The sequence below is a fragment of the Microbacterium koreense genome (genome assembly GCF_042677105.1).
Taxonomy (GTDB): domain Bacteria; phylum Actinomycetota; class Actinomycetes; order Actinomycetales; family Microbacteriaceae; genus Microbacterium; species Microbacterium koreense.
On sequence record NZ_JBHTIM010000001.1, the window covers coordinates 2,341,921 to 2,361,992 of the forward strand.

A 20,072-nucleotide genomic window follows, 5' to 3' on the forward strand; every position below is an offset into this window, starting at 1 on the left:
TATTCACCGCCACGGCGGGAAACCGCGTCCGCGTCGGTGCGCCGAAAAGCCCGCTCACCGCGCGCGCGGATGTGACGTCACATACACGTCTCGTAGCGCATCGACCGACACGTGGGTGTAGATCTGGGTGGTCGCCACCGAGGCATGACCGAGCAGTTCCTGCACCACGCGCACGTCGGCTCCGCCCTGCAGCAGGTGGGTGGCAAAGGAGTGACGAAGCGTGTGCGGCGAGACGTGCGCGGCAAGCCCGGCTTTCTCGGCCGCTGCCTGCAGGACGAGCCAGGCACTCTGGCGTGACAGGGGTGCTCCACGCGCGCCGAGGAACAACCGGGGGGTGGCGCGTCCGCGCCGCGACAGTTCCGGCCGCGCACGCGTGGTGTACGCGTCGACCGCAGCCCGCGCATAGGAACCGACGGGCACGATCCGCTCCTTCGCCCCCTTGCCCCGCACCCGCACGATGTCGCCGTGCGCGAGGTCGTCGACGTCGAGACCGATGACCTCCGACACACGGGCACCCGTCGCATACAGCAGTTCGAGCAGCGCCCGATCACGCATGCCGATCAGGTCGCCGGGCGCGGCATCCTTCGGCGCGGGACCGGCGCCGACGAGCAGCCGTTCCACCTGATCGATCGTGAGCGCCTTCGGCAGCCGTTGTGGTTGCTTCGGTGGCCTCAGCGCCGCCGTCACGTCCTCGAGCGCCATTGCTTCGCGCACGAGGAACCGATGCAGACCGCGCACCGACGATTGGAGTCGGGCGAGGCTCGACGCCGCCATCGGGGGCGCCGCCGATGCCCGGTCGGCGATGAACGCCGCGACCTCGTCTGCGGTGATGTCGTCGGTATCGGTCACGCCTCGCTCTTCCAGCCAGGCGACGTATCCGGCCAGATCCCGCCCGTACGCGGCGATGGTGTGTTCCGAAAGACCGCGCTCGATGGCGCTGTGCCGCAGGAACGCGTCGACCGCGCGTTCGGTGCGCATCTCAGTCTCCGGTCGACGCGCGCAGCCGTTCAGCGGCGGCGAGCACGCCGACGGCGAGAATTCCGTTGCGGAACCGCCCGTCGAGGACGGCGGCGACGGCATCCGCCAACGGCACCCATTCCAGCCGGAGGTCCGCCTCTTCGTCTTCGCGCGCGAACACCTCGGGGGCGGGCGAGAGTCCCCGCGCCAAGAACAGGTGCACGACTTCGTCGTTGCCGCCGGGGGTGGTGAACACGCTGACGAGATCGTCCCAGCGTTCAGCGACGAGGTCGGCTTCTTCGGCGAGTTCGCGGCGGGCCGTCTCGCGCGGCGGCTCACCGGCGACATCGAGCAGGCCCGCGGGGATCTCCCAGTCGCGGTGACGAATCGGATGCCGGTACTGCTGGATGACGAGGACGCGCTCATCGTCGTCGACCGCGACGACGGCGGCAGCGCCCGGATGGTCGACGTACTGCCGCACGATGTCGGTCTGGCCGTACCGCACGGTATCGCTGCGGACGTCCCACACGCGTCCCTCGTACACGAGGTCGCTCGCGACGATCTGCGCGTCGACGGGCTCGTCGCGCAACGCCCCGGGGTCAGTCATTGTCGACGTCGAACAGTTCGCCGGCGCTGTGACGGTCGACCGCTGCGGCGACGAGCCCTCGGAACAGCGGGTTCGCGTCGGTCGGCCGCGACCGCAGCTCGGGGTGGGCCTGTGTGGCGATGTAGTACGGATGCACATCGCGGGGCAGTTCCACGTACTCCACGAGGTCGAGGTCGGGGTTGATGCCCGAGAAGACGAGACCTGCCTCGGCGATCTGGTCGCGATATCGGTTGTTGACCTCGTACCGGTGGCGATGACGCTCGGAGGCGGTCGTCGAGCCATACACCTCCGCGGCGATGGACCCTTCGGCGAGGGCCGCGGGGTACAGCCCGAGACGCATCGTGCCGCCCATGTCGCCGGCTTCGAGGATGTCGACCTGTTCTTCCATCGTCGCGATGACCGGCGCCTGCGTGTCGGGGTCGAATTCACTGGAGGACGCCCCGTCGATAACCGCAACGTTGCGCGCGTACTCGATGACGATGCACTGCAGTCCGAGGCAGATCCCGAGGGTGGGGATGCCCTGCTCCCGCGCGAACTTCAGCGCGCCGATCTTTCCTTCGATGCCACGGATGCCGAACCCGCCCGGCACCACGATCCCATCCAGCGGACCGAGCACCTTCGCCGCGCCCTCGGGCGTCTCGCATTCGTCCGAGGGGACCCAGCGGATGTTGACGTGGGTTTCCTGCGCGAACCCCCCGGCCTTCAGCGCCTCCGTCACCGACAGATAGGCGTCGGGCAGGTCGATGTACTTTCCGACGAGCCCGATCGTGACCTCGTGCTTCGGGTTGTGGACGGCGCGCAGCACCTGATTCCACCGGGTCCAGTCGACGTCGTCAGCTCGCGTGAGACGCAACGCACGCACGATGTAGTCGTCGAGCCCCTGCTCGTGCAGCATCGTCGGGATCTCGTAGATGGACGGCACGTCGACCGCGTTCACGACGGCGCGCTCGTCGACGTCGCACATCAAAGCGATCTTGCGCTTGTTCGACTCGGTCACGGGGCGATCACTGCGCAACACGAGCGCGTCGGGCTGAATACCGATCGAGCGCAGCGCGGCGACGGAGTGCTGTGTGGGCTTGGTCTTCTGTTCACCGGAAGCCCCCATGAACGGCACCAGCGACACGTGCACGAAGAAGACGTTGTCTCGTCCGAGTTCGTGGCGGATCTGCCGCGCCGACTCGATGAAAGGCTGAGACTCGATGTCGCCGACGGTGCCCCCGATCTCGGTGATGATCACGTCGGGTCGCGGCTCTTCGGTGGCCTGCAGACGCATGCGGCGTTTGATCTCGTCGGTGATGTGCGGGATCACCTGCACCGTGTCGCCGAGATACTCGCCCCGACGCTCCTTCGCGATCACCTGCGAATAGATCTGACCCGTGGTGACGTTCGCCGCCTGGTTCAGCTCGATGTCGAGGAACCGTTCGTAGTGGCCGATGTCGAGGTCGGTCTCGGCACCGTCGTCGGTGACGAAGACCTCACCGTGTTGGAACGGGTTCATCGTCCCGGGATCGACGTTGAGGTACGGGTCGAGCTTCTGCATGACCACGCGAAGCCCGCGGGCGGTGAGCAGATTGCCGAGACTCGCGGCGGTGAGACCCTTACCCAACGACGAAACGACACCTCCGGTCACGAAGATGTGCCGTGGGGTGTCGTTCAAGGCGCTGCCGTGGGAAGAATCAGAAGTCTCGGTCACGGGCTTTTATCCTATCAGTCGGTCTCGTCGCCGAGACGGAGCAACTCTCGGGCATGTGTCAGAGCAGCGTCGCTGTCGGGCATCCCAGACAGCAGACGTGCCATCTCGGCCTCTCGTGCGTCGCCGTCCAGCCGGCGCACGTCGGATGCGGTCACCGACCCGTCGCCGGCCTTCACGACGGAGAGATGGTTGGTGGCGAACGCGGCCACCTGAGCGAGGTGGGTCACCGCGATGACCTGGGACGAGCGCGCGAGCCTCGCGAGGCGCCGTCCGACCTCGATGGCCGCGGCACCACCAATGCCGGCGTCGACCTCGTCGAAGACGAAGGTGGGCACGGGGTCGGTCGCGGCGATGACGACCTCGATCGCAAGCATCACTCGGCTCAGCTCACCACCCGAGGCTCCCCGGGCGACGGGACGCAGCGGCGCCCCGGTGTGCGGCGCAAGCAGAATGGCCACGTCGTCCCGTCCCGTCACCGACGCGGCGCCCGGCGTCACCGACACCTCGACGCGGGCATCCGGCATCGCGAGGTCATGCAGTTCGGCCGTCACCGCCTCGGAGAGCCGACGTGCGGCCTCGGTCCGAGCCGCAGTCAGAGCCGCCGCGGCATCGTCGAGGACGGATGCGGCCGACGCGCGTTCGTTCTCGAGCCGCTCGACGCGTTCGCCGTCGTCATCGAGCTCCATCAGGCGCGCGGAGCCGGAGGTGAGCAGCTCGATCGCCGCTTCCAACGTGCCGTGCGCGCGGACGAGGCCGCCGAGCACGGCCCGCCGCTCTTCGACCGCGGCCAGTTCATGCGGGCCTGCTTCGTCGAGATCGGCGAGGTACCCCGCGAGGGTGGCAGCCACGTCGGTGGCGCGATAGCCGAGATCCGCGACCTGCTGCGCGGCATCCGTCAACACCGGGTCGTCGACCCGTTCGAGCGCGCGCCGCGCCTCCGCGAGGAGAATCGTCACATCCGGCTGTTCTCCGTCGCCCGATAGAGTCGCGTGCGCGGTCGCGGCGGCCGCCCGCAGGTCTTCGGCGTTGGCCAAGCGCTCCGCGCGCACGGCGAGCTCAGCGTCCTCGCCCGCGACGGGTGCGGCTTGTTCGATCTCGGCAATCGTCGCACGCAGCTCTTCTGCCTCGCGCGCCCGCCCCGCGCGGTCATCGACGAGAGAACGCAATTCTGAATCCAGGTGCCGCCACCGGTCGAACGCGTCGCGATAGGTCGCACGGGCCGCGTCGACCGGCGCACCCCCGAAGCGGTCGAGCGCCTCGCGCTGGGCGGCAGCCGACGTCAGACGGAGCTGATCGGACTGACCGTGCACGACCACGAGGTGTTCTGCGAGGTCGCCGAGGACTCCGGCAGGAGCGGCGCGGCCGCCGACGGACGCACGGCCTCGCCCTTCGCTCGAAATAGACCGGCCGACGAGCAGTTCCGCCCGACCATCGCCCAACGGCTCGACCTCACCCCCGGCCTCACGCACGCGCTCGGCGACGGGTCCGTCGTCGTCGACGACCCACACGCCGTCGACCGACGCCTGCCGGGCACCGGATCGCACGGCGCCCGAGTCAGCTCGCTGGCCGAGCAGAAGGCCGAGCCCGGTGACCACCATGGTCTTGCCCGCCCCGGTCTCGCCGGTGATCGCGGTGAAGCCCGGACCGATCGGCAGGGTCGCCTCGGCGATCACTCCGAGGTCGCGCAGGCGCATCTCCTCGATCACGCGTCGGGCTCCGCTGTGCGAATGGTGCCCGTGATCGCTGCGGGGCCGCGCCACCCGATGACGGGCAACTGGAACTTGCGCACGAGGCGGTCGGTGAACTCAGCCGGATGCAGGCGCGCAAGACGCACCGGACGGTCGGAGCGGCGCACCACGACCCGCGCACCGGGGGGCAGTTCGTGCGAGCGCCGGCCGTCACACCACAGGATGCCGACGCCACCGGTGCGCTCGAGCAATTCGATCGCCACGGCGTGCTCGGGACCGACGACGAGCGGCTTGGCGAACAGCGCGTGGGCGGACAGCGGAACGACCGAGAGAGCCTGGACGCTGGGCCAGATCACCGGCCCTCCGGCGGAGAAGTTGTAGGCGGTCGAGCCGGTCGGGGTGGAAACGACGACACCGTCGCAGCCGAATGACGACAGCGGCCGACCGTCGACCTCGATGACCACCTCGAGCATCCGCTCACGGCTGGCCTTCTCGACGGTCGCCTCGTTGAGCGCCCACGTCTCGTACACGACGTCGTCGTGCGCATCTTTGACGCGCACCTGTAAGGCGAGCCGCTCCTCGACGCGATAGTCGCGCGCGATCACCCGCCGCACTGCATCGTCGAGCTCGTCGCGCTCGATCTCCGCGAGGAAACCGACGTGACCCATGTTGATTCCGAGGACCGGTGCGGTGCCGGCGCGGACCAACTCGGTCGCACGCAGGATCGTCCCATCCCCCCCGAGCACGATTGCCAGCTCGATGTCATCGACGGCGGCGTCGCGGCCGAGGATCGCGACATCGGCGAGTGTCGGCAGCTCCGCGGCGAGCTCGCGCGCGTCGTCGGCGGCCAACACCGGCTGCGCTCCGGCGTCCTGCAATGAGCGGATGACGCGCTCGGCAGCCTGCAGAGTGTCGTCCCGGCGCGCATGCGCGACGACGAGTATGCTGCGCTGCGGATCTCTCATGGGCTCCCCGCCAGTCGGTTCACGGTGCTCAACCATTCTGTCGGATTGTCGCCGCGACCCGGCGCGAGGTGGACGAGGAACTCTGCGTTGCCGTGGGTGCCCAGCAGTGGGGAGGAGATCACTCCGAGTGTTCCGAATCCGACGTCCCACGCCTCCCACAACACGCGCGTGACCGCGTCCGCCCTGAGCACCGGGTTGGTGACGAGCCCGCCCTTCACCGCTGTACGTCCGACCTCGAATTGCGGCTTGACCAGCAGCACCGCGTCTCCGTCGTCAGCGATCACCGACCGCACCGCAGGCAGGATCAGCCCGAGCGAGATGAACGAGAGGTCACCGACGATGAACGAGGGCGGCGCCTCCAGCCCACTCACCTCGCGCAGCGACGCGGGCGTCATGTCGCGCACGTTGAAGCCTTCCACCACGATCACGCGGTCGTCCGAGGCAACGGGCGCCGCGAGCTGGCCATGCCCGACGTCGACGGCAACGACGGGTGCGGCTCCCCGCTCTCGCAACACCTGGGTGAACCCACCCGTGGACGCCCCCATGTCCAGCGCAGACCGCCCCGCGGGGACGATGCCGAAAGCGTCCAACGCCGCCAGGAGTTTGTGCGCGGCACGACTGACGTAATGATCGGCACCGGCGACGACGAGGTCCGCCTCATCGGACACGCGCGTCGACGGCTTGACGACGCACACGCCGTCGACACTCACCGCGCCCTCGGTGACGAGAGATGCGGCGTGGGTGCGGGAGCGCGCGAGCCCACGGGCTGCGAGCGCCGCATCCAACCTGCTCGTCACGAGGCGGGACCGGCGCCCGGGTCGGTATCGAGTCTGCGCGCGAGCGCATCGTGGAGGGACTCATACGCCGCGGCGCGCGTCGCCAATGGCTGGGCTTCGATCACCTCGAGATTCGAGAGCAGATCAGAAGGGGTCTCGTTGGCACCATCCATGCGGTCAGAATACGACGCGGTTGCGCCACGTGTCGGCAAGCTCACGGCCGATGGAACGGATCGGCGTACAGAAGCTCGGGAACGCGGAAGCCGTAGATCGCCCGTCCCGTGTCCCAGATCGCACGCGCGCCCGCACGGAGCAGGTCGATCGGGCGGTCGCCGGCCGCGAGGATCTGCACGTCGGGACCGTCGATCCGCACGCGCGCGTCGCGCACGGTCACGAGGCCATCACGGATGCGTGCTTCGGGGTACGGCTCGTGGAGCTCGCGCAGATCACCGAGAATGTACGTCGGCTGGTGATCGGCAGCGGCAGCGAGCAGGTGCTTCGGACGATCGATTCCCGTCAAGACGAGCGCCGAAGCGATGCCGGCACGGTTCGCGCCGAGGATGTCGGTGTCGAGGCGGTCGCCCAAGAAGAGCGGATGCTGCGCGCCGAACCGCGCGACGGCCTCTTCGAAGATCGGCACCTCGGGTTTGCCGGCGACGGTCGCCAGCCGACCGACCGCGGTGTGGACAGCCGACACGAGCGTGCCGTTACCGGGGGCGACTCCGCGTGCCTGAGGGATCGTCCAGTCGGTGTTCGTCGCGATCCAGGGGATACCGCCCTCGGACTCAGGAACGGCCAGCGCATAGGCAGCCTCGGCGAGGTGGACCCAGCCCACCTCAGGCGCGAATCCTTGAACGACCGCCGCCGGCGCGTCGTCTGCACTGCGAGTGACGGCGAAGCCCGCTTTGCGCACCTCCGTCTCGAGTCCCTCACCGCCGACCACGAGCACCGTGGACGCGGCGGGGATCAGCGTCGCGAGCAACCGCATGGCCGCCTGAGGACTGGTCACCACCTCGTCGGGGCGCGTGGTCAATCCCAACGCCGAGAGATGATCCGCGACCGATGCATCGGTGCGGGAGGCATTGTTCGTGATGTACCCGAGCCGGCGCGTCGCCCCCGCGCGAGCAAGGCTGTCAACCGCGTACGGGAGCGCCCCCGCCCCGGCGTAGACGACCCCGTCGAGATCTGCGAGCACGACGTCGACATCCTCGAGCGGGGTCGACGGCCTGGCACGCCCGAACAACGCCATCAGCCGTGTGCCTGCCCGTCGGCGGCGTCCGCGTCGATGCTCTCGCCGTTGCCCTCGTCGTCAGCCGTCTCGTCGATCTCGTCGATCTCGTCGATCTCGTCGATCTCGATCGTCTCGAGATCGTCGACACCACTCGCCGCGTCGAGCGCATCGGCCGCGACCACGGCCCGACGCGCCCAGTCTGCTGCCTCGTCGGATCTTCCGAGCTCGTCGAGCACCGTGGCCCGCGCCGCGAACAGTGCAGGGCTCCACTCGAACGCGCGTGACGGGTCGAGTTCGGGGATGTCGAGCTCAAGCAATGCGCGCTCGGGCTCACCGAGGTCGAGCCGAGCCCCCGACATCGCGATGGCAAGCTCGACTCGGACCGAGGCCGCAAGCGCCGTGCGGTCGACCGAGCGTCCGAGCTCAAGAGCCCGATCGGGGCGTCCTACGCCGCGTTCACTGTCGACCATCAAGGCAATCTGGTCGTCGCGACCGGAGATGCGGCGATAGGTTCGCAACTCGCGCAACGCCAGCGCGAAATCACCGGTCGCATACGCGGTGATCGCCAAGGTCTCGCGGACGATGGCAATGCGACCCGCACGACGCGACGCCGACAGGGCGTGTCGATGTGCGGCCTCGGGATCATCGTCGATCAGGCGTGCAGCCATCGCGAGATGACGAGCCACCCATTCGGCGTTCTCCTTGCTGAGGGTCTTCAGTTCATTGCGGGCGCTCGGGTGAAGATCACGGGGCGTGATCTCGTCCGGCACCTCGGGGTCGTCGTGCCGCGCGCGAACCGGACGCAGGTCCTCGGCGAGATCGCGCGGTGCACGCCGGTCAGCGGAGTCGTATCGGCCGCCGCCCTGAGAGCGTGCCCGACCGGCTCCGCTGCCGGAGCCGTAACGGCCCGGCGCCGACCGCGAACTGTCGCGCCCCTGCCCGCGTGTGCCGCCATCGCGTGTGTACCCGCGCGACCCGGTCTCGCGATCGGCTCGGCCCGAACCGCGGGGCCCGCCCTCACGATCAGGCCGGCCGGAACGGCGACGCTCAGCGTCATCACGAGCCGGACGCCCTCCCGAGGGGCGTCCCTGTCCACGCTGGCCGCGGCGATCGTCTCGCTCGCGATCCCGGCGAGCGCCATCGCCGCGACCAGAGGAAGAACGACCAGAGTCATCGGACGGGCGACGGGCGCCGCGATCAGATCCGGATCGCCGCTCACCGTAGGGACGATTGCGTGAGTCGCCTCGCCGATCATCACGGCGATCGCGCGACTCGTCGTCAGACGGACGGTCGTCACTCATAACTTCATCCTCCCCGGATGCCGTAGAAAACGGCCCGTAAACGCGAAATGGCCACCCAACTCTGGGTGGCCATTTCTCGAAAGAAGTCCGGCGGTGTCCTACTCTCCCACAGGGTCCCCCCTGCAGTACCATCGGCGCTGTGAGGCTTAGCTTCCGGGTTCGGAATGTAACCGGGCGTTTCCCTCACGCTATGGCCGCCGAAACACTATTGATGTTTCAGTCTGCACAGACAAAGTCATTGTCGTGCGGTTCTCGACCGTACATCGAGAACCACTCAGTGGACGCAAGCACCAGGAAGGTGTGTTATCAAGTCATCGGCTTATTAGTACCGGTCAGCTTCACGTGTTACCACGCTTCCACATCCGGCCTATCAACCCAGTAGTCTGGCTGGGAGCCTCTCGCCCGAAGGCATGGAAGTCTCATCTTGAGGCCGGCTTCCCGCTTAGATGCTTTCAGCGGTTATCCATCCCGAACGTAGCTAATCAGCGGTGCTCTTGGCAGAACAACTGACACACCAGAGGTTCGTCCAACCCGGTCCTCTCGTACTAGGGTCAGATCCTCTCAAACTTCCTACGCGCGCAGCGGATAGGGACCGAACTGTCTCACGACGTTCTAAACCCAGCTCGCGTACCGCTTTAATGGGCGAACAGCCCAACCCTTGGGACCTACTCCAGCCCCAGGATGCGACGAGCCGACATCGAGGTGCCAAACCATGCCGTCGATATGGACTCTTGGGCAAGATCAGCCTGTTATCCCCGAGGTACCTTTTATCCGTTGAGCGACAGCGCTTCCACAAGCCACTGCCGGATCACTAGTCCCGACTTTCGTCCCTGCTCGACCTGTCAGTCTCACAGTCAAGCTCCCTTGTGCACTTACACTCGCCACCTGATTGCCAACCAGGTTGAGGGAACCTTTGGGCGCCTCCGTTACTTTTTGGGAGGCAACCGCCCCAGTTAAACTACCCACCAGGCACTGTCCCTGAACCGGATTACGGTTCGAAGTTAGATATCCAGAGTGACCAGAGTGGTATTTCAACAATGACTCCACATGAACTGGCGTCCATGCTTCAAAGTCTCCCACCTATCCTACACAAGCCACACCGAACACCAATACCAAGCTGTAGTAAAGGTCACGGGGTCTTTCCGTCCTGCTGCGCGTAACGAGCATCTTTACTCGTAATGCAATTTCGCCGAGTTCGCGGTTGAGACAGTTGGGAAGTCGTTACGCCATTCGTGCAGGTCGGAACTTACCCGACAAGGAATTTCGCTACCTTAGGATGGTTATAGTTACCACCGCCGTTTACTGGGGCTTAAATTCTCAGCTTCGCCTTGCGGCTAACCGGTCCTCTTAACCTTCCAGCACCGGGCAGGCGTCAGTCCGTATACATCGTCTTGCGACTTGGCACGGACCTGTGTTTTTAGTAAACAGTCGCTACCCACTAGTCTCTGCGGCCTCCAAACGCTTTCGGAGCAAGTCCTAATACGTCGAAGGCCCCCCTTCTCCCGAAGTTACGGGGGCATTTTGCCGAGTTCCTTAACCACGATTCTCTCGATCTCCTTGGTATTCTCTACCTGACCACCTGAGTCGGTTTGGGGTACGGGCGGCTAGAACCTCGCGTCGATGCTTTTCTCGGCAGCATAGGATCACCCACTTTTCATCCGCATCGTGTCTCAGCCATAAGAGTGACGGATTTGCCTATCACTCGGCCTACGCACTTGCACCAGGACAACCATCGCCTGGCTTGGGCTACCTTCCTGCGTCACACCTGTTAATACGCTAGCCGCACCAGCATGGGGTCGAGCGTTCGCCAGGAGGCCGTCACCCCGAAGGGATCAGTGCATTCCTGGTTAGGACTCTTAGCACCACTGGATTAGCTTGGGCGGTTCTTCGCCGGTACGGGAATATCAACCCGTTGTCCATCGACTACGCCTGTCGGCCTCGCCTTAGGTCCCGACTTACCCAGGGAAGATTAGCTTGACCCTGGAACCCTTGGTCTTTCGGAGGACGTGTTTCTCACACGTCTTTCGCTACTCATGCCTGCATTCTCACTCGTGTCGCATCCACGGCTGGGTCACCCCGCCGCTTCGCTCGCGACACGACGCTCTCCTACCCATCAACACGGCTGGACCACGAAGGCCTACCAATAATGTCAATGCCACAACTTCGGTGGCGTGCTTGAGCCCCGTTACATTGTCGGCGCGGAATCACTTGACCAGTGAGCTATTACGCACTCTTTCAAGGGTGGCTGCTTCTAAGCCAACCTCCTGGTTGTCTAAGCAACTCCACATCCTTTTCCACTTAGCACGCGCTTAGGGACCTTAGTTGGTGGTCTGGGTTGTTTCCCTCTCGACTATGAAGCTTATCCCCCACAGTCTCACTGCTGCGCTCTCACTTACCGGCATTCGGAGTTTGGCTGACGTCAGTAACCTGGTGGGGCCCATCGGCCATCCAGTAGCTCTACCTCCGGCAAGAAACACGCAACGCTGCACCTAAATGCATTTCGGAGAGAACCAGCTATCACGAAGTTTGATTGGCCTTTCACCCCTATCCACAGCTCATCCCCTCAGTTTTCAACCTAAGTGGGTTCGGTCCTCCACGACGTCTTACCGTCGCTTCAACCTGGCCATGGATAGATCACTTCGCTTCGGGTCTAGGACATGCGACTGAATCGCCCTATTCAGACTCGCTTTCGCTACGGCTACCCCACTCGGGTTAACCTCGCCACATATCGCTAACTCGCAGGCTCATTCTTCAAAAGGCACGCTGTCACAGCTACCAGGGCTGCTCCAACGGTTTGTAAGCAAACGGTTTCAGGTACTATTTCACTCCCCTCCCGGGGTACTTTTCACCTTTCCCTCACGGTACTTGTCCGCTATCGGTCATCTGGGAGTATTTAGGCTTATCAGGTGGTCCTGACAGATTCACACGGGATTTCTCGGGCCCCGTGCTACTTGGGATACTTTTCGCGCCAAGGGAGGCATTTCGACTACGGGGTTGGCACCCTCTTTGACCCGCCTTTCAATGCGGTTCGTCTATACCTTCTTGTAACGCCGGCTGTTCGGCAGAACAGCCTGAAAAGTCCCACAACCCCGAATACGCAACTCCTGCCGGATATCACACGTACTCGGTTTAGCCTGATCCGCGTTCGCTCGCCACTACTGACGGAATCGCTGTTGCTTTCTCTTCCTGTGGGTACTGAGATGTTTCACTTCCCCACGTTCCCTCTACCCGCCCTATATATTCAGGCGGGAGTCACTGGGTCGGCACGCCGCCCAGCGGGGTTTCCCCATTCGGAGATCCTCGGATCAAAGTGTGCTTATCCACTCCCCGAGGCTTATCGCAGATTGCTACGTCCTTCTTCGGCTCCAGATGCCAAGGCATCCACCGTTTGCTCTTAAAGACTTGAAATCACATGAGTTTCATCAAAGAATCGCGCCCGAGCCGAAGCTCAGGCGAGAAATTGACTAATGATCTAAAAAGATCATCTATGTGAAATGAATCCGAAGATTCATCTCAAAGATGCTCGCGTCCACTGTGTAGTTCTCAAAGTACGGGCGGTACCTTCTCCGCGTGCCATGCCGGCCGCCAGAAAAGGCCCTGAGGTTCAGTCACCGCCGAAGCGGCACCCGGTCCCTCAGGACCCAACAGCGTGCATGTGTCGTTCAGTTCCTTCTTCGCCGTTCCTGCTGCAAGCAGCGTACTGAGCTCGGAGATCTCCGATCGACACCTTGTCTAATGTTCCACCCATGAGCTGACCGGTCGAGAACGTTCGTCTCGATGCCGGCTCTGGAAGTCCGAAGACTTCAGATGCTCCTTAGAAAGGAGGTGATCCAGCCGCACCTTCCGGTACGGCTACCTTGTTACGACTTAGTCCTAATTACCGATCCCACCTTCGACGGCTCCCTCCAAAAGGTTGGGCCACCGGCTTCAGGTGTTACCGACTTTCATGACTTGACGGGCGGTGTGTACAAGACCCGGGAACGTATTCACCGCAGCGTTGCTGATCTGCGATTACTAGCGACTCCGACTTCATGAGGTCGAGTTGCAGACCTCAATCCGAACTGGGACCGGCTTTTTGGGATTCGCTCCACCTCGCGGTATTGCAGCCCTTTGTACCGGCCATTGTAGCATGCGTGAAGCCCAAGACATAAGGGGCATGATGATTTGACGTCATCCCCACCTTCCTCCGAGTTGACCCCGGCAGTATCCCATGAGTTCCCACCATTACGTGCTGGCAACATAGAACGAGGGTTGCGCTCGTTGCGGGACTTAACCCAACATCTCACGACACGAGCTGACGACAACCATGCACCACCTGTTTACGAGTGTCCAAAGAGTTGACCATTTCTGGCCCGTTCTCGTATATGTCAAGCCTTGGTAAGGTTCTTCGCGTTGCATCGAATTAATCCGCATGCTCCGCCGCTTGTGCGGGTCCCCGTCAATTCCTTTGAGTTTTAGCCTTGCGGCCGTACTCCCCAGGCGGGGAACTTAATGCGTTAGCTGCGTCACGGAATCCGTGGAATGGACCCCACAACTAGTTCCCAACGTTTACGGGGTGGACTACCAGGGTATCTAAGCCTGTTTGCTCCCCACCCTTTCGCTCCTCAGCGTCAGTTACGGCCCAGAGATCTGCCTTCGCCATCGGTGTTCCTCCTGATATCTGCGCATTCCACCGCTACACCAGGAATTCCAATCTCCCCTACCGCACTCTAGTCTGCCCGTACCCACTGCAGGCCCGAGGTTGAGCCTCGGGTTTTCACAGCAGACGCGACAGACCGCCTACGAGCTCTTTACGCCCAATAATTCCGGATAACGCTTGCACCCTACGTATTACCGCGGCTGCTGGCACGTAGTTAGCCGGTGCTTTTTCTGCAGGTACCGTCACCCGAAGGCTTCTTCCCTGCTAAAAGAGGTTTACAACCCGAAGGCCGTCGTCCCTCACGCGGCGTTGCTGCATCAGGCTTGCGCCCATTGTGCAATATTCCCCACTGCTGCCTCCCGTAGGAGTCTGGGCCGTGTCTCAGTCCCAGTGTGGCCGGTCACCCTCTCAGGCCGGCTACCCGTCGACGCCTTGGTGAGCCGTTACCTCACCAACAAGCTGATAGGCCGCGAGCTCATCCCAGACCGAAGTTCTTTCCAGCTACTGAAGATGCCTTCGTAGCTCGTATCCGGTATTAGACGCCGTTTCCAGCGCTTATCCCAGAGTCTGGGGCAGATTGCTCACGTGTTACTCACCCGTTCGCCACTGATCCGGCGGAGCAAGCTCCGCTTTCACCGTTCGACTTGCATGTGTTAAGCACGCCGCCAGCGTTCATCCTGAGCCAGGATCAAACTCTCCGTGAAGAAATGTTGCTGACCTCGACCGGAATTGGGTCGAAGCAGCGAGTTTGATCTGACCAATGTCGGATGTCATTGCTGACATATCCATGAATTGATCCAAAGGAATCTCTATCCAGCCTAAGCTGGAACGAGGTTATTTGGCATTTGACAAGTGCACGCTGTTGAGTTCTCAAGGATCGGATGCTCCTGCCGTTCGGCCTCTCGGCCTCCCCTGCAGGGCAACTTCTCTATCTTATCCCTCTCGTTCCGTCTGTCAAATCGACTCGCTGGGATCTTCAGATCCTCAGCAGCAGTCGACGACCGCGGTCCACGAGGTGGATGTCCCATCCTAGACCACAAGGTCATGTTCTCTCTACGAGAGGTTTGGGATGGGGGTGGTTCTCCGCTTGAGGGGGCGTGGCCTTCTCGGCTCTCGCTCTTCCCTGTGGGGCGAACAAGTAATAAGTTACGTGGGTTCTGGGGTTCCGGCAAATCCAGCCCGCATCCCGGGCGTGTCGCGCCTGAGATCCGCGGAATTCCGGACCCTAGAGCAGTCCAGCGCGCTGCGCGGCCGCCACGGCCCCGGCGCGGTCGTTGACGGCGAGCTTTCGGAAGATGCCCTGCACTTGCGTGCGCACGGTGTTCGTCGATACGAATCGTCGCCCGGCGATCTCGGCATTGGTGAGCCCCTCTCGCATGAGGGCGAGGACCTCGAGTTCGATCGCCGAGAACATCGGCACGCTCGCTCTATGCAGCGGGCGGCTGTCGCCCGCGCATGCCGCCAGCGCTTCGCGCAACGTGCGCGTCAGATTCGGCAATCCGATCAGCGTGTGGAGGTCGGTGTCGGATACGAAGCGCGCAGCGAAGCGCACCAGACGCGGCGCGTGGTGGACCTGCCACAGCGTGTTCAGCCGCGTTGCCGCGGCCTCCAGTTGTCCGACGCGCGCGAGGGCCGTCGCGAGCAAGACATCCGCGAGCGTCCGCAGCCTCGGCATGGTGGAAGCCGTCACCGCATCCGCACACGCCGACACCGCGGCACGCGCGTCGCCGGCGGCGAGAGCGACGAGTCCCCGCGAGGTTCGGGCGAACCAGTCGTCCGCCGCGATGGACTGCCACAGGTCCTCCGCTGCTTGTCGCCGGCCGCCGGCGAGATAGGCGCACGTCGCACCGAAGGCGGTGAAGGTGCTCGGTTGCCCGTCCGCCCAGAAGTCCTGATTGAGGCGGACCATGCGATCGACCGCGGAGAGGTCAACGCCGGTCGGCGATGCCAGCGCGCGCACCATGAGCGTGAATCCGTCTCCCGCTGAACGCAGCACCGTGTTGCGGGGTACGTCAGAGAGCGCGCGGAGCGCGTCGAGTGCATCGCCGTCGTGCCCGCTCTCGAGCGCGAAGAAACTCAGGCTCTGCGTGTTCACCTGGTTCGCGGGATCCAACACGCCGTCGGGGTCGAGCGACCGCAGTCCGGCGAAGTCGCTCTCGGTGGCGAGCGCGTCTTCGTTGTCGAAAGCGAGCTCGCTCCCCCTCGAGAACTCCACACCCGCCTGCACGACCCTCAGCGCGAGGGCGTGATCGTCGACCTGCGTCGTCGACCAGAAGGCGAGCGCCAGCTCGCCCGCGGCAGCCACCGCGACGTCTGCGTCGCGTTCGGCTTCGACACGAAGCTCCCCGCCTCCGTCGACATCCGCGTCGAGCAGAGACCTCAGTCGTTCGAGCGTCGCGATCGTCGTCGCCCTGTCGCCGAGGGTGACACTCGCATGGGCACGCCGCACGACGTATCGAAGTCGTGTCAGCGCGGTGGCGTCGGCAGGCGTCCGTGCGACGGCGAGGAAGTCACGCAGGCCGCGCGCGGCCGCTGCACCCGGGCCTCTGCGCCGCAGGCGGATGTCGCAGGCGAGCTCGAGCAGGAACGGGTACCGCGCGACGTCCTCGAGCGGGAGCTCGAGGAGCGCGTCCTGCACTTCGGGCAGCCCGTAGCGCTGGTAGTAGCGGAAGTCGCGGAATGCGAGCGTCTCCGCGGCACGGTAATCCTGGAGTTCGAGCGCATAGAACATCCGCAGCCCGGTGCCCTCATGGGCCGACGCGTAGCGCTGTCCGGAACGTAGCTGCTCCCGTCGCATCTCGGGCGTAAAGTCCTCGTCGAAGCGCCTCCACATCGCCGGGCTCCAGACGAATCGTTCCTTGCCCGTCAGCGGGTCGACCTCGATGTCTCCGAGGGGCGAGGCCCGCAACCGAGCGAACATGCGCTGGGCATGCGTCCTCCCGCTACCGCCCCGGGCAGTCACCAGCATCTGCGAGGTGAACCTGCGGAAGGCGGCCGCCTCGCGGAGGAACGCGAAAGAGGTCGACTGTTCACGGGTCTCGCCCGCCGTGTGGTCGTTGACCCAGTCCGCGAGCGCCTCCACGACGGGAATTCGCGCCTCGATCGCGCGGCGGCTGAGCGTCGCCCGTCGCGCGTGCTCGATGAGCATCCGCGCAAGGAGCGGGCACCCCCGTGCCGCGGCGCTGAGTGCATGGACGAGTTCGGGCGCAGGAGGCACGTCGTTGCGGACGACGAGTTCGTCGAGTTCGACGTCGTCGAACGCCAGGTCCCGCTCATCGATGACGTGCAGGCATGGCACGGCGTCGACGATCTCCTTCGCCGGGTGGTCGATCGCGCTCACGACGAAACGCCGCTCGTCGTGAGCCGCCGTCGCGACACGCGACCAGAGCTGATCGCCTTCTGTCAGCAGTACATCGTCGACGAACACCACCGCGGCACCGGCGACGGGCCGATCGAGGAGCCGCTCGAGACCGCGCCGGGTCGACACCCACACGGTTTCGCACTGCGGGTCGGTGCGTCGAAGTGCATCGCGGCATTGTCGCATCCACGTCGTCTTTCCCCACCCCGGCGTCGCGGTCAGCACCGTGAGCGCCGGCAGCTCAGACCAGATGTCCTCGAACCGCTCGCGCACGATCGTGTGCCACCTCGCACCCGGCGCGGATGCGAGGAGTGCGCCGTCTTCGGTCATGCGAGATCCCCCTTCGCACTCGTCACCGCGTGTCCCCGCGCGATGGTTCATATTGTCGCTCGGGAATCGTCCGATGGCCACAGGACGCGCGGTCGGATGATTCGGGTGGATGATCAGTCGCACACTCGAGGTCGCACACGCCCCGGCGGCCATACTCTCGTCTTGCGCACGACGGCGCTCCTTCGGGTGGAGGAGCCCGGCCGCTCGGCCCCCAACCGAGCGGTGACACGCCCGTTCGATGCGATCAACCCCGCCGATGCGACCCCAATCGCGATCAGGCGACCGGGGCCGCCGGCCAATCGATGCCGGCGGCCCCTTCTCTGTGCCCTCAGCCTGTGCCTTCAGCGCAGCGTGGTCACCCTTCGCCTGACGCGACGTCGTTGGACGACGACGCACAGCGCAAGGCTCAGCAGTCCCCACAGCGCGCACGCCGGCGGCAAGACGCGGTACGCAAGGTGCGCGACGGTGAAGTCGTCGTCGAGTGGACCGAAAACACTCAGTCCGATGACCCATCCGCCGATGAGGAACACCGGCAACGACATCCACCACGACCACCTGACTGCGGCAGGCACGGCACGCGAGACCTCTGCCCGCGGTGTACGACGGGCCAGCCACGCGACGACCCATATTCCGATGATCGCGAGTCCGATCACCGTCGAACCGTGCTGGAGCCACTTGTAGGCCGGGAGTATGCCCCACGCGTTCTCGAGCCAGGGAAACGCGCGCGTACCCCAGCGATCTTCGTGGGTGAACAGGTCCCAGACGATGTGCGAGAGCACACCGATCGCGAGGGATGCCGCGAGCAGCAGGCCGCCGCGCACGGCACCGGCGCGCGGCGCGATCGTCTCGCGCAGAGATGCACCCGCACTCCTCTCCCACTCGACCGGGAGGCGTGCTGCGATCGCGGTCGGTGTGAGATCAGCCGCCGCCGGCCGGATGAGGCAGCGCCACACCAGCAACAACGCGAACGCCAGGACCATCGTGGCGGGGAGCCACAACGGATCGTGCGTCCGCCCGTATCCCAGAGGGAACCCTCGAGTGAAGAGCGGAAGGTCGGGTGTCATCGCCCCGATCGCGATCGCCGCGGGAATCAGCGGGGTGCGGACGAACGGGAGGGCAACGACGGCGTGGCTCGGGGTGAACGGCATCGGCGATGTGCGGTATCAGTCGCGCACGACGAAGACGCCGGCCAGCGTTTTCTTGCCGCGCCGTACGACCGACACTCCACCCGGGAGCGTCCCCTCGACCGTCGCGGTGTCGTCGGTGATCTTGGCACCGTCGACCGACACTCCGCCCTGGGCGATCGCGCGCCTCGCCTCGGACATGCTAGAAACCAGTCCGGTGTCGACGAGGGCTTGGACGACGCCCGCGCCACGCGCGAGCGTGGCGTTGGGCAGCTCGTCGAGCGCCGAACGCAACGTCGTGGGATCCAAGCCGTGCAGATCTCCCCGGCCGAACAGCGCATCGGATGCCGCGACCACGGCGTTCGCGGCTTCGGAACCGTGGACGAAGGTCGTCACCTCGAGCGCGAGCCGACGCTGGGCCGCTCGTCCGAAGGGTTCCTCGGCGACCAGCCGCTCATAGTGCTCGATCTCTGCGCGGCTGAGGAAGGTGAAGACCTTGAGTCGTGTGATCACGTCGGCGTCGTCGGTGTTGAGCCAGAACTGGTACATGCGGTACGGACTGCACATCGCGGGGTCGAGCCAGATGGCGTTTCCGGCGCTCTTGCCGAATTTCGTGCCGTCGCTGTTGGTGATGAGCGGCGTACCGATCGCGTGAACCGATCTGCCCTCGACACGGTGGATGAGATCCGTGCCGCTGGTGAGGTTTCCCCACTGATCGCTGCCACCGGTCTGCAGGACACAGTCGTACCGGCGATAGAGCTCGAGGTAGTCGAGTCCCTGGAGGATCTGGTAGCTGAACTCGGTGTAGCTGATTCCCGCTTCGGAGTTGAGTCGGGCTGCGACGGCATCCTTCTTCATCATCGTGCCGACGCGGAAGTGCTTGCCGATCGTGCGCAGGAAGTCGATGGCACTCAAGGGCGCGGTCCAGTCGAGGTTGTTGACCATGCGCGCGGCATTGTCGCCCTCGAAGCTCAAGAACCGCTCGACCTGCGAGCGCAGGTACCCCACCCACTCTTCGACGGTCTCGACGGGGTTGAGTACGCGCTCGGTGTCGCGGCCGCCGGGGTCACCGACCAGGCCCGTGGAGCCGCCGACCAGCCCGAGCGGCTTGTGGCCCGCCAACTGGAGGCGACGCATGGTCAACAGCTGGACGAGGTTTCCGAGATGAAGGCTCGGCGCGGTCGGGTCGAATCCGCAGTAATACGTGATCGGGTCGCCCGCGAGCAGGGCGCGCAGCGCCGCTTCGTCGGTGGACACGTGCACGAGGCCACGCCAGACGAGTTCATCCCAGACGTTCTCGAACGACGGGTCGTTGGCGGGCGCGATCGCGCTCACATTGCTGTTCGACACGCGCTTCAGGCTATCAGCGGCGCGCCCCGCGCCCCGCGCGCTCGCGCGTCCGA

At 64.9% G+C, this 20,072-nt stretch carries 12 protein-coding genes and 3 rRNA genes; all 15 read right to left on the reverse strand.

Annotated features, from left to right (window positions below):
* Positions 1-54: 54 nt before the first annotated feature.
* Positions 55-978 carry a site-specific tyrosine recombinase XerD gene (gene xerD / locus ACFQZV_RS11030; protein ID WP_378749496.1) on the reverse strand — a complete coding sequence of 308 codons (924 nt, stop codon included), beginning with the start codon at positions 976-978 and terminating at the stop codon, positions 55-57.
* A 1-nt stretch (position 979) separates the two neighbouring features.
* Positions 980-1,564: an NUDIX domain-containing protein gene (locus ACFQZV_RS11035; RefSeq protein ID WP_378749498.1), complete on the reverse strand. Its 585-nt coding sequence runs from the start codon at positions 1,562-1,564 to the stop codon at positions 980-982.
* Positions 1,557-3,257, reverse strand: a complete 1,701-nt coding sequence (locus ACFQZV_RS11040; RefSeq protein WP_378749500.1) for a CTP synthase — start codon at positions 3,255-3,257, stop codon at positions 1,557-1,559. Before ACFQZV_RS11040 ends, ACFQZV_RS11035 begins: the two co-directional genes overlap by 8 nt.
* 14 nt (positions 3,258-3,271) lie before the next feature.
* Positions 3,272-4,963, reverse strand: a complete 1,692-nt coding sequence (gene recN, locus ACFQZV_RS11045) for a DNA repair protein RecN (RefSeq protein WP_378749502.1) — start codon at positions 4,961-4,963, stop codon at positions 3,272-3,274.
* Positions 4,960-5,910 carry an NAD kinase gene (locus ACFQZV_RS11050; RefSeq protein WP_378749504.1) on the reverse strand — a complete coding sequence of 317 codons (951 nt, stop codon included), beginning with the start codon at positions 5,908-5,910 and terminating at the stop codon, positions 4,960-4,962. Before ACFQZV_RS11050 ends, recN begins: the two co-directional genes overlap by 4 nt.
* Positions 5,907-6,707: a TlyA family RNA methyltransferase gene (locus ACFQZV_RS11055; RefSeq protein ID WP_378749506.1), complete on the reverse strand. Its 801-nt coding sequence runs from the start codon at positions 6,705-6,707 to the stop codon at positions 5,907-5,909. The genes ACFQZV_RS11050 and ACFQZV_RS11055 overlap by 4 nt, the downstream gene beginning before the upstream one ends.
* Positions 6,704-6,859, reverse strand: a complete 156-nt coding sequence (locus ACFQZV_RS11060; RefSeq protein ID WP_378749508.1) for a hypothetical protein — start codon at positions 6,857-6,859, stop codon at positions 6,704-6,706. The genes ACFQZV_RS11055 and ACFQZV_RS11060 overlap by 4 nt, the downstream gene beginning before the upstream one ends.
* Before the next feature lie 41 nt (positions 6,860-6,900).
* Positions 6,901-7,935 (reverse strand): HAD-IIA family hydrolase, encoded by a 1,035-nt coding sequence (locus ACFQZV_RS11065; RefSeq protein WP_378749509.1) that lies wholly within the window; start codon positions 7,933-7,935, stop codon positions 6,901-6,903.
* Positions 7,935-8,687, reverse strand: coding sequence for a hypothetical protein (locus tag ACFQZV_RS11070; protein WP_378749510.1), 753 nt, complete (start codon positions 8,685-8,687; stop codon positions 7,935-7,937). The genes ACFQZV_RS11065 and ACFQZV_RS11070 overlap by 1 nt, the downstream gene beginning before the upstream one ends.
* 616 nt (positions 8,688-9,303) lie before the next feature.
* Positions 9,304-9,420, reverse strand: a 5S ribosomal RNA gene (gene rrf, locus ACFQZV_RS11075).
* A gap of 100 nt (positions 9,421-9,520) precedes the next feature.
* A 23S ribosomal RNA gene (locus ACFQZV_RS11080) occupies positions 9,521-12,626 on the reverse strand.
* A gap of 410 nt (positions 12,627-13,036) precedes the next feature.
* Positions 13,037-14,561, reverse strand: a 16S ribosomal RNA gene (locus tag ACFQZV_RS11085).
* The 16S, 23S and 5S rRNA genes sit together here, the layout of an rRNA operon.
* Positions 14,562-15,082: 521 nt before the next feature.
* Complete coding sequence (locus ACFQZV_RS11090; protein ID WP_378749511.1) at positions 15,083-17,545, reverse strand: helix-turn-helix transcriptional regulator; 2,463 nt, start codon at positions 17,543-17,545, stop codon at positions 15,083-15,085.
* A 341-nt stretch (positions 17,546-17,886) separates the two neighbouring features.
* Positions 17,887-18,693: a DUF4184 family protein gene (locus tag ACFQZV_RS11095; protein ID WP_378749512.1), complete on the reverse strand. Its 807-nt coding sequence runs from the start codon at positions 18,691-18,693 to the stop codon at positions 17,887-17,889.
* A gap of 15 nt (positions 18,694-18,708) precedes the next feature.
* The gene (gene tyrS, locus ACFQZV_RS11100) at positions 18,709-20,019 is read right to left on the reverse strand and encodes a tyrosine--tRNA ligase (protein WP_378749513.1); all 1,311 of its coding nucleotides are present in this window, start codon (positions 20,017-20,019) and stop codon (positions 18,709-18,711) included.
* Positions 20,020-20,072: the final 53 nt, after the last annotated feature.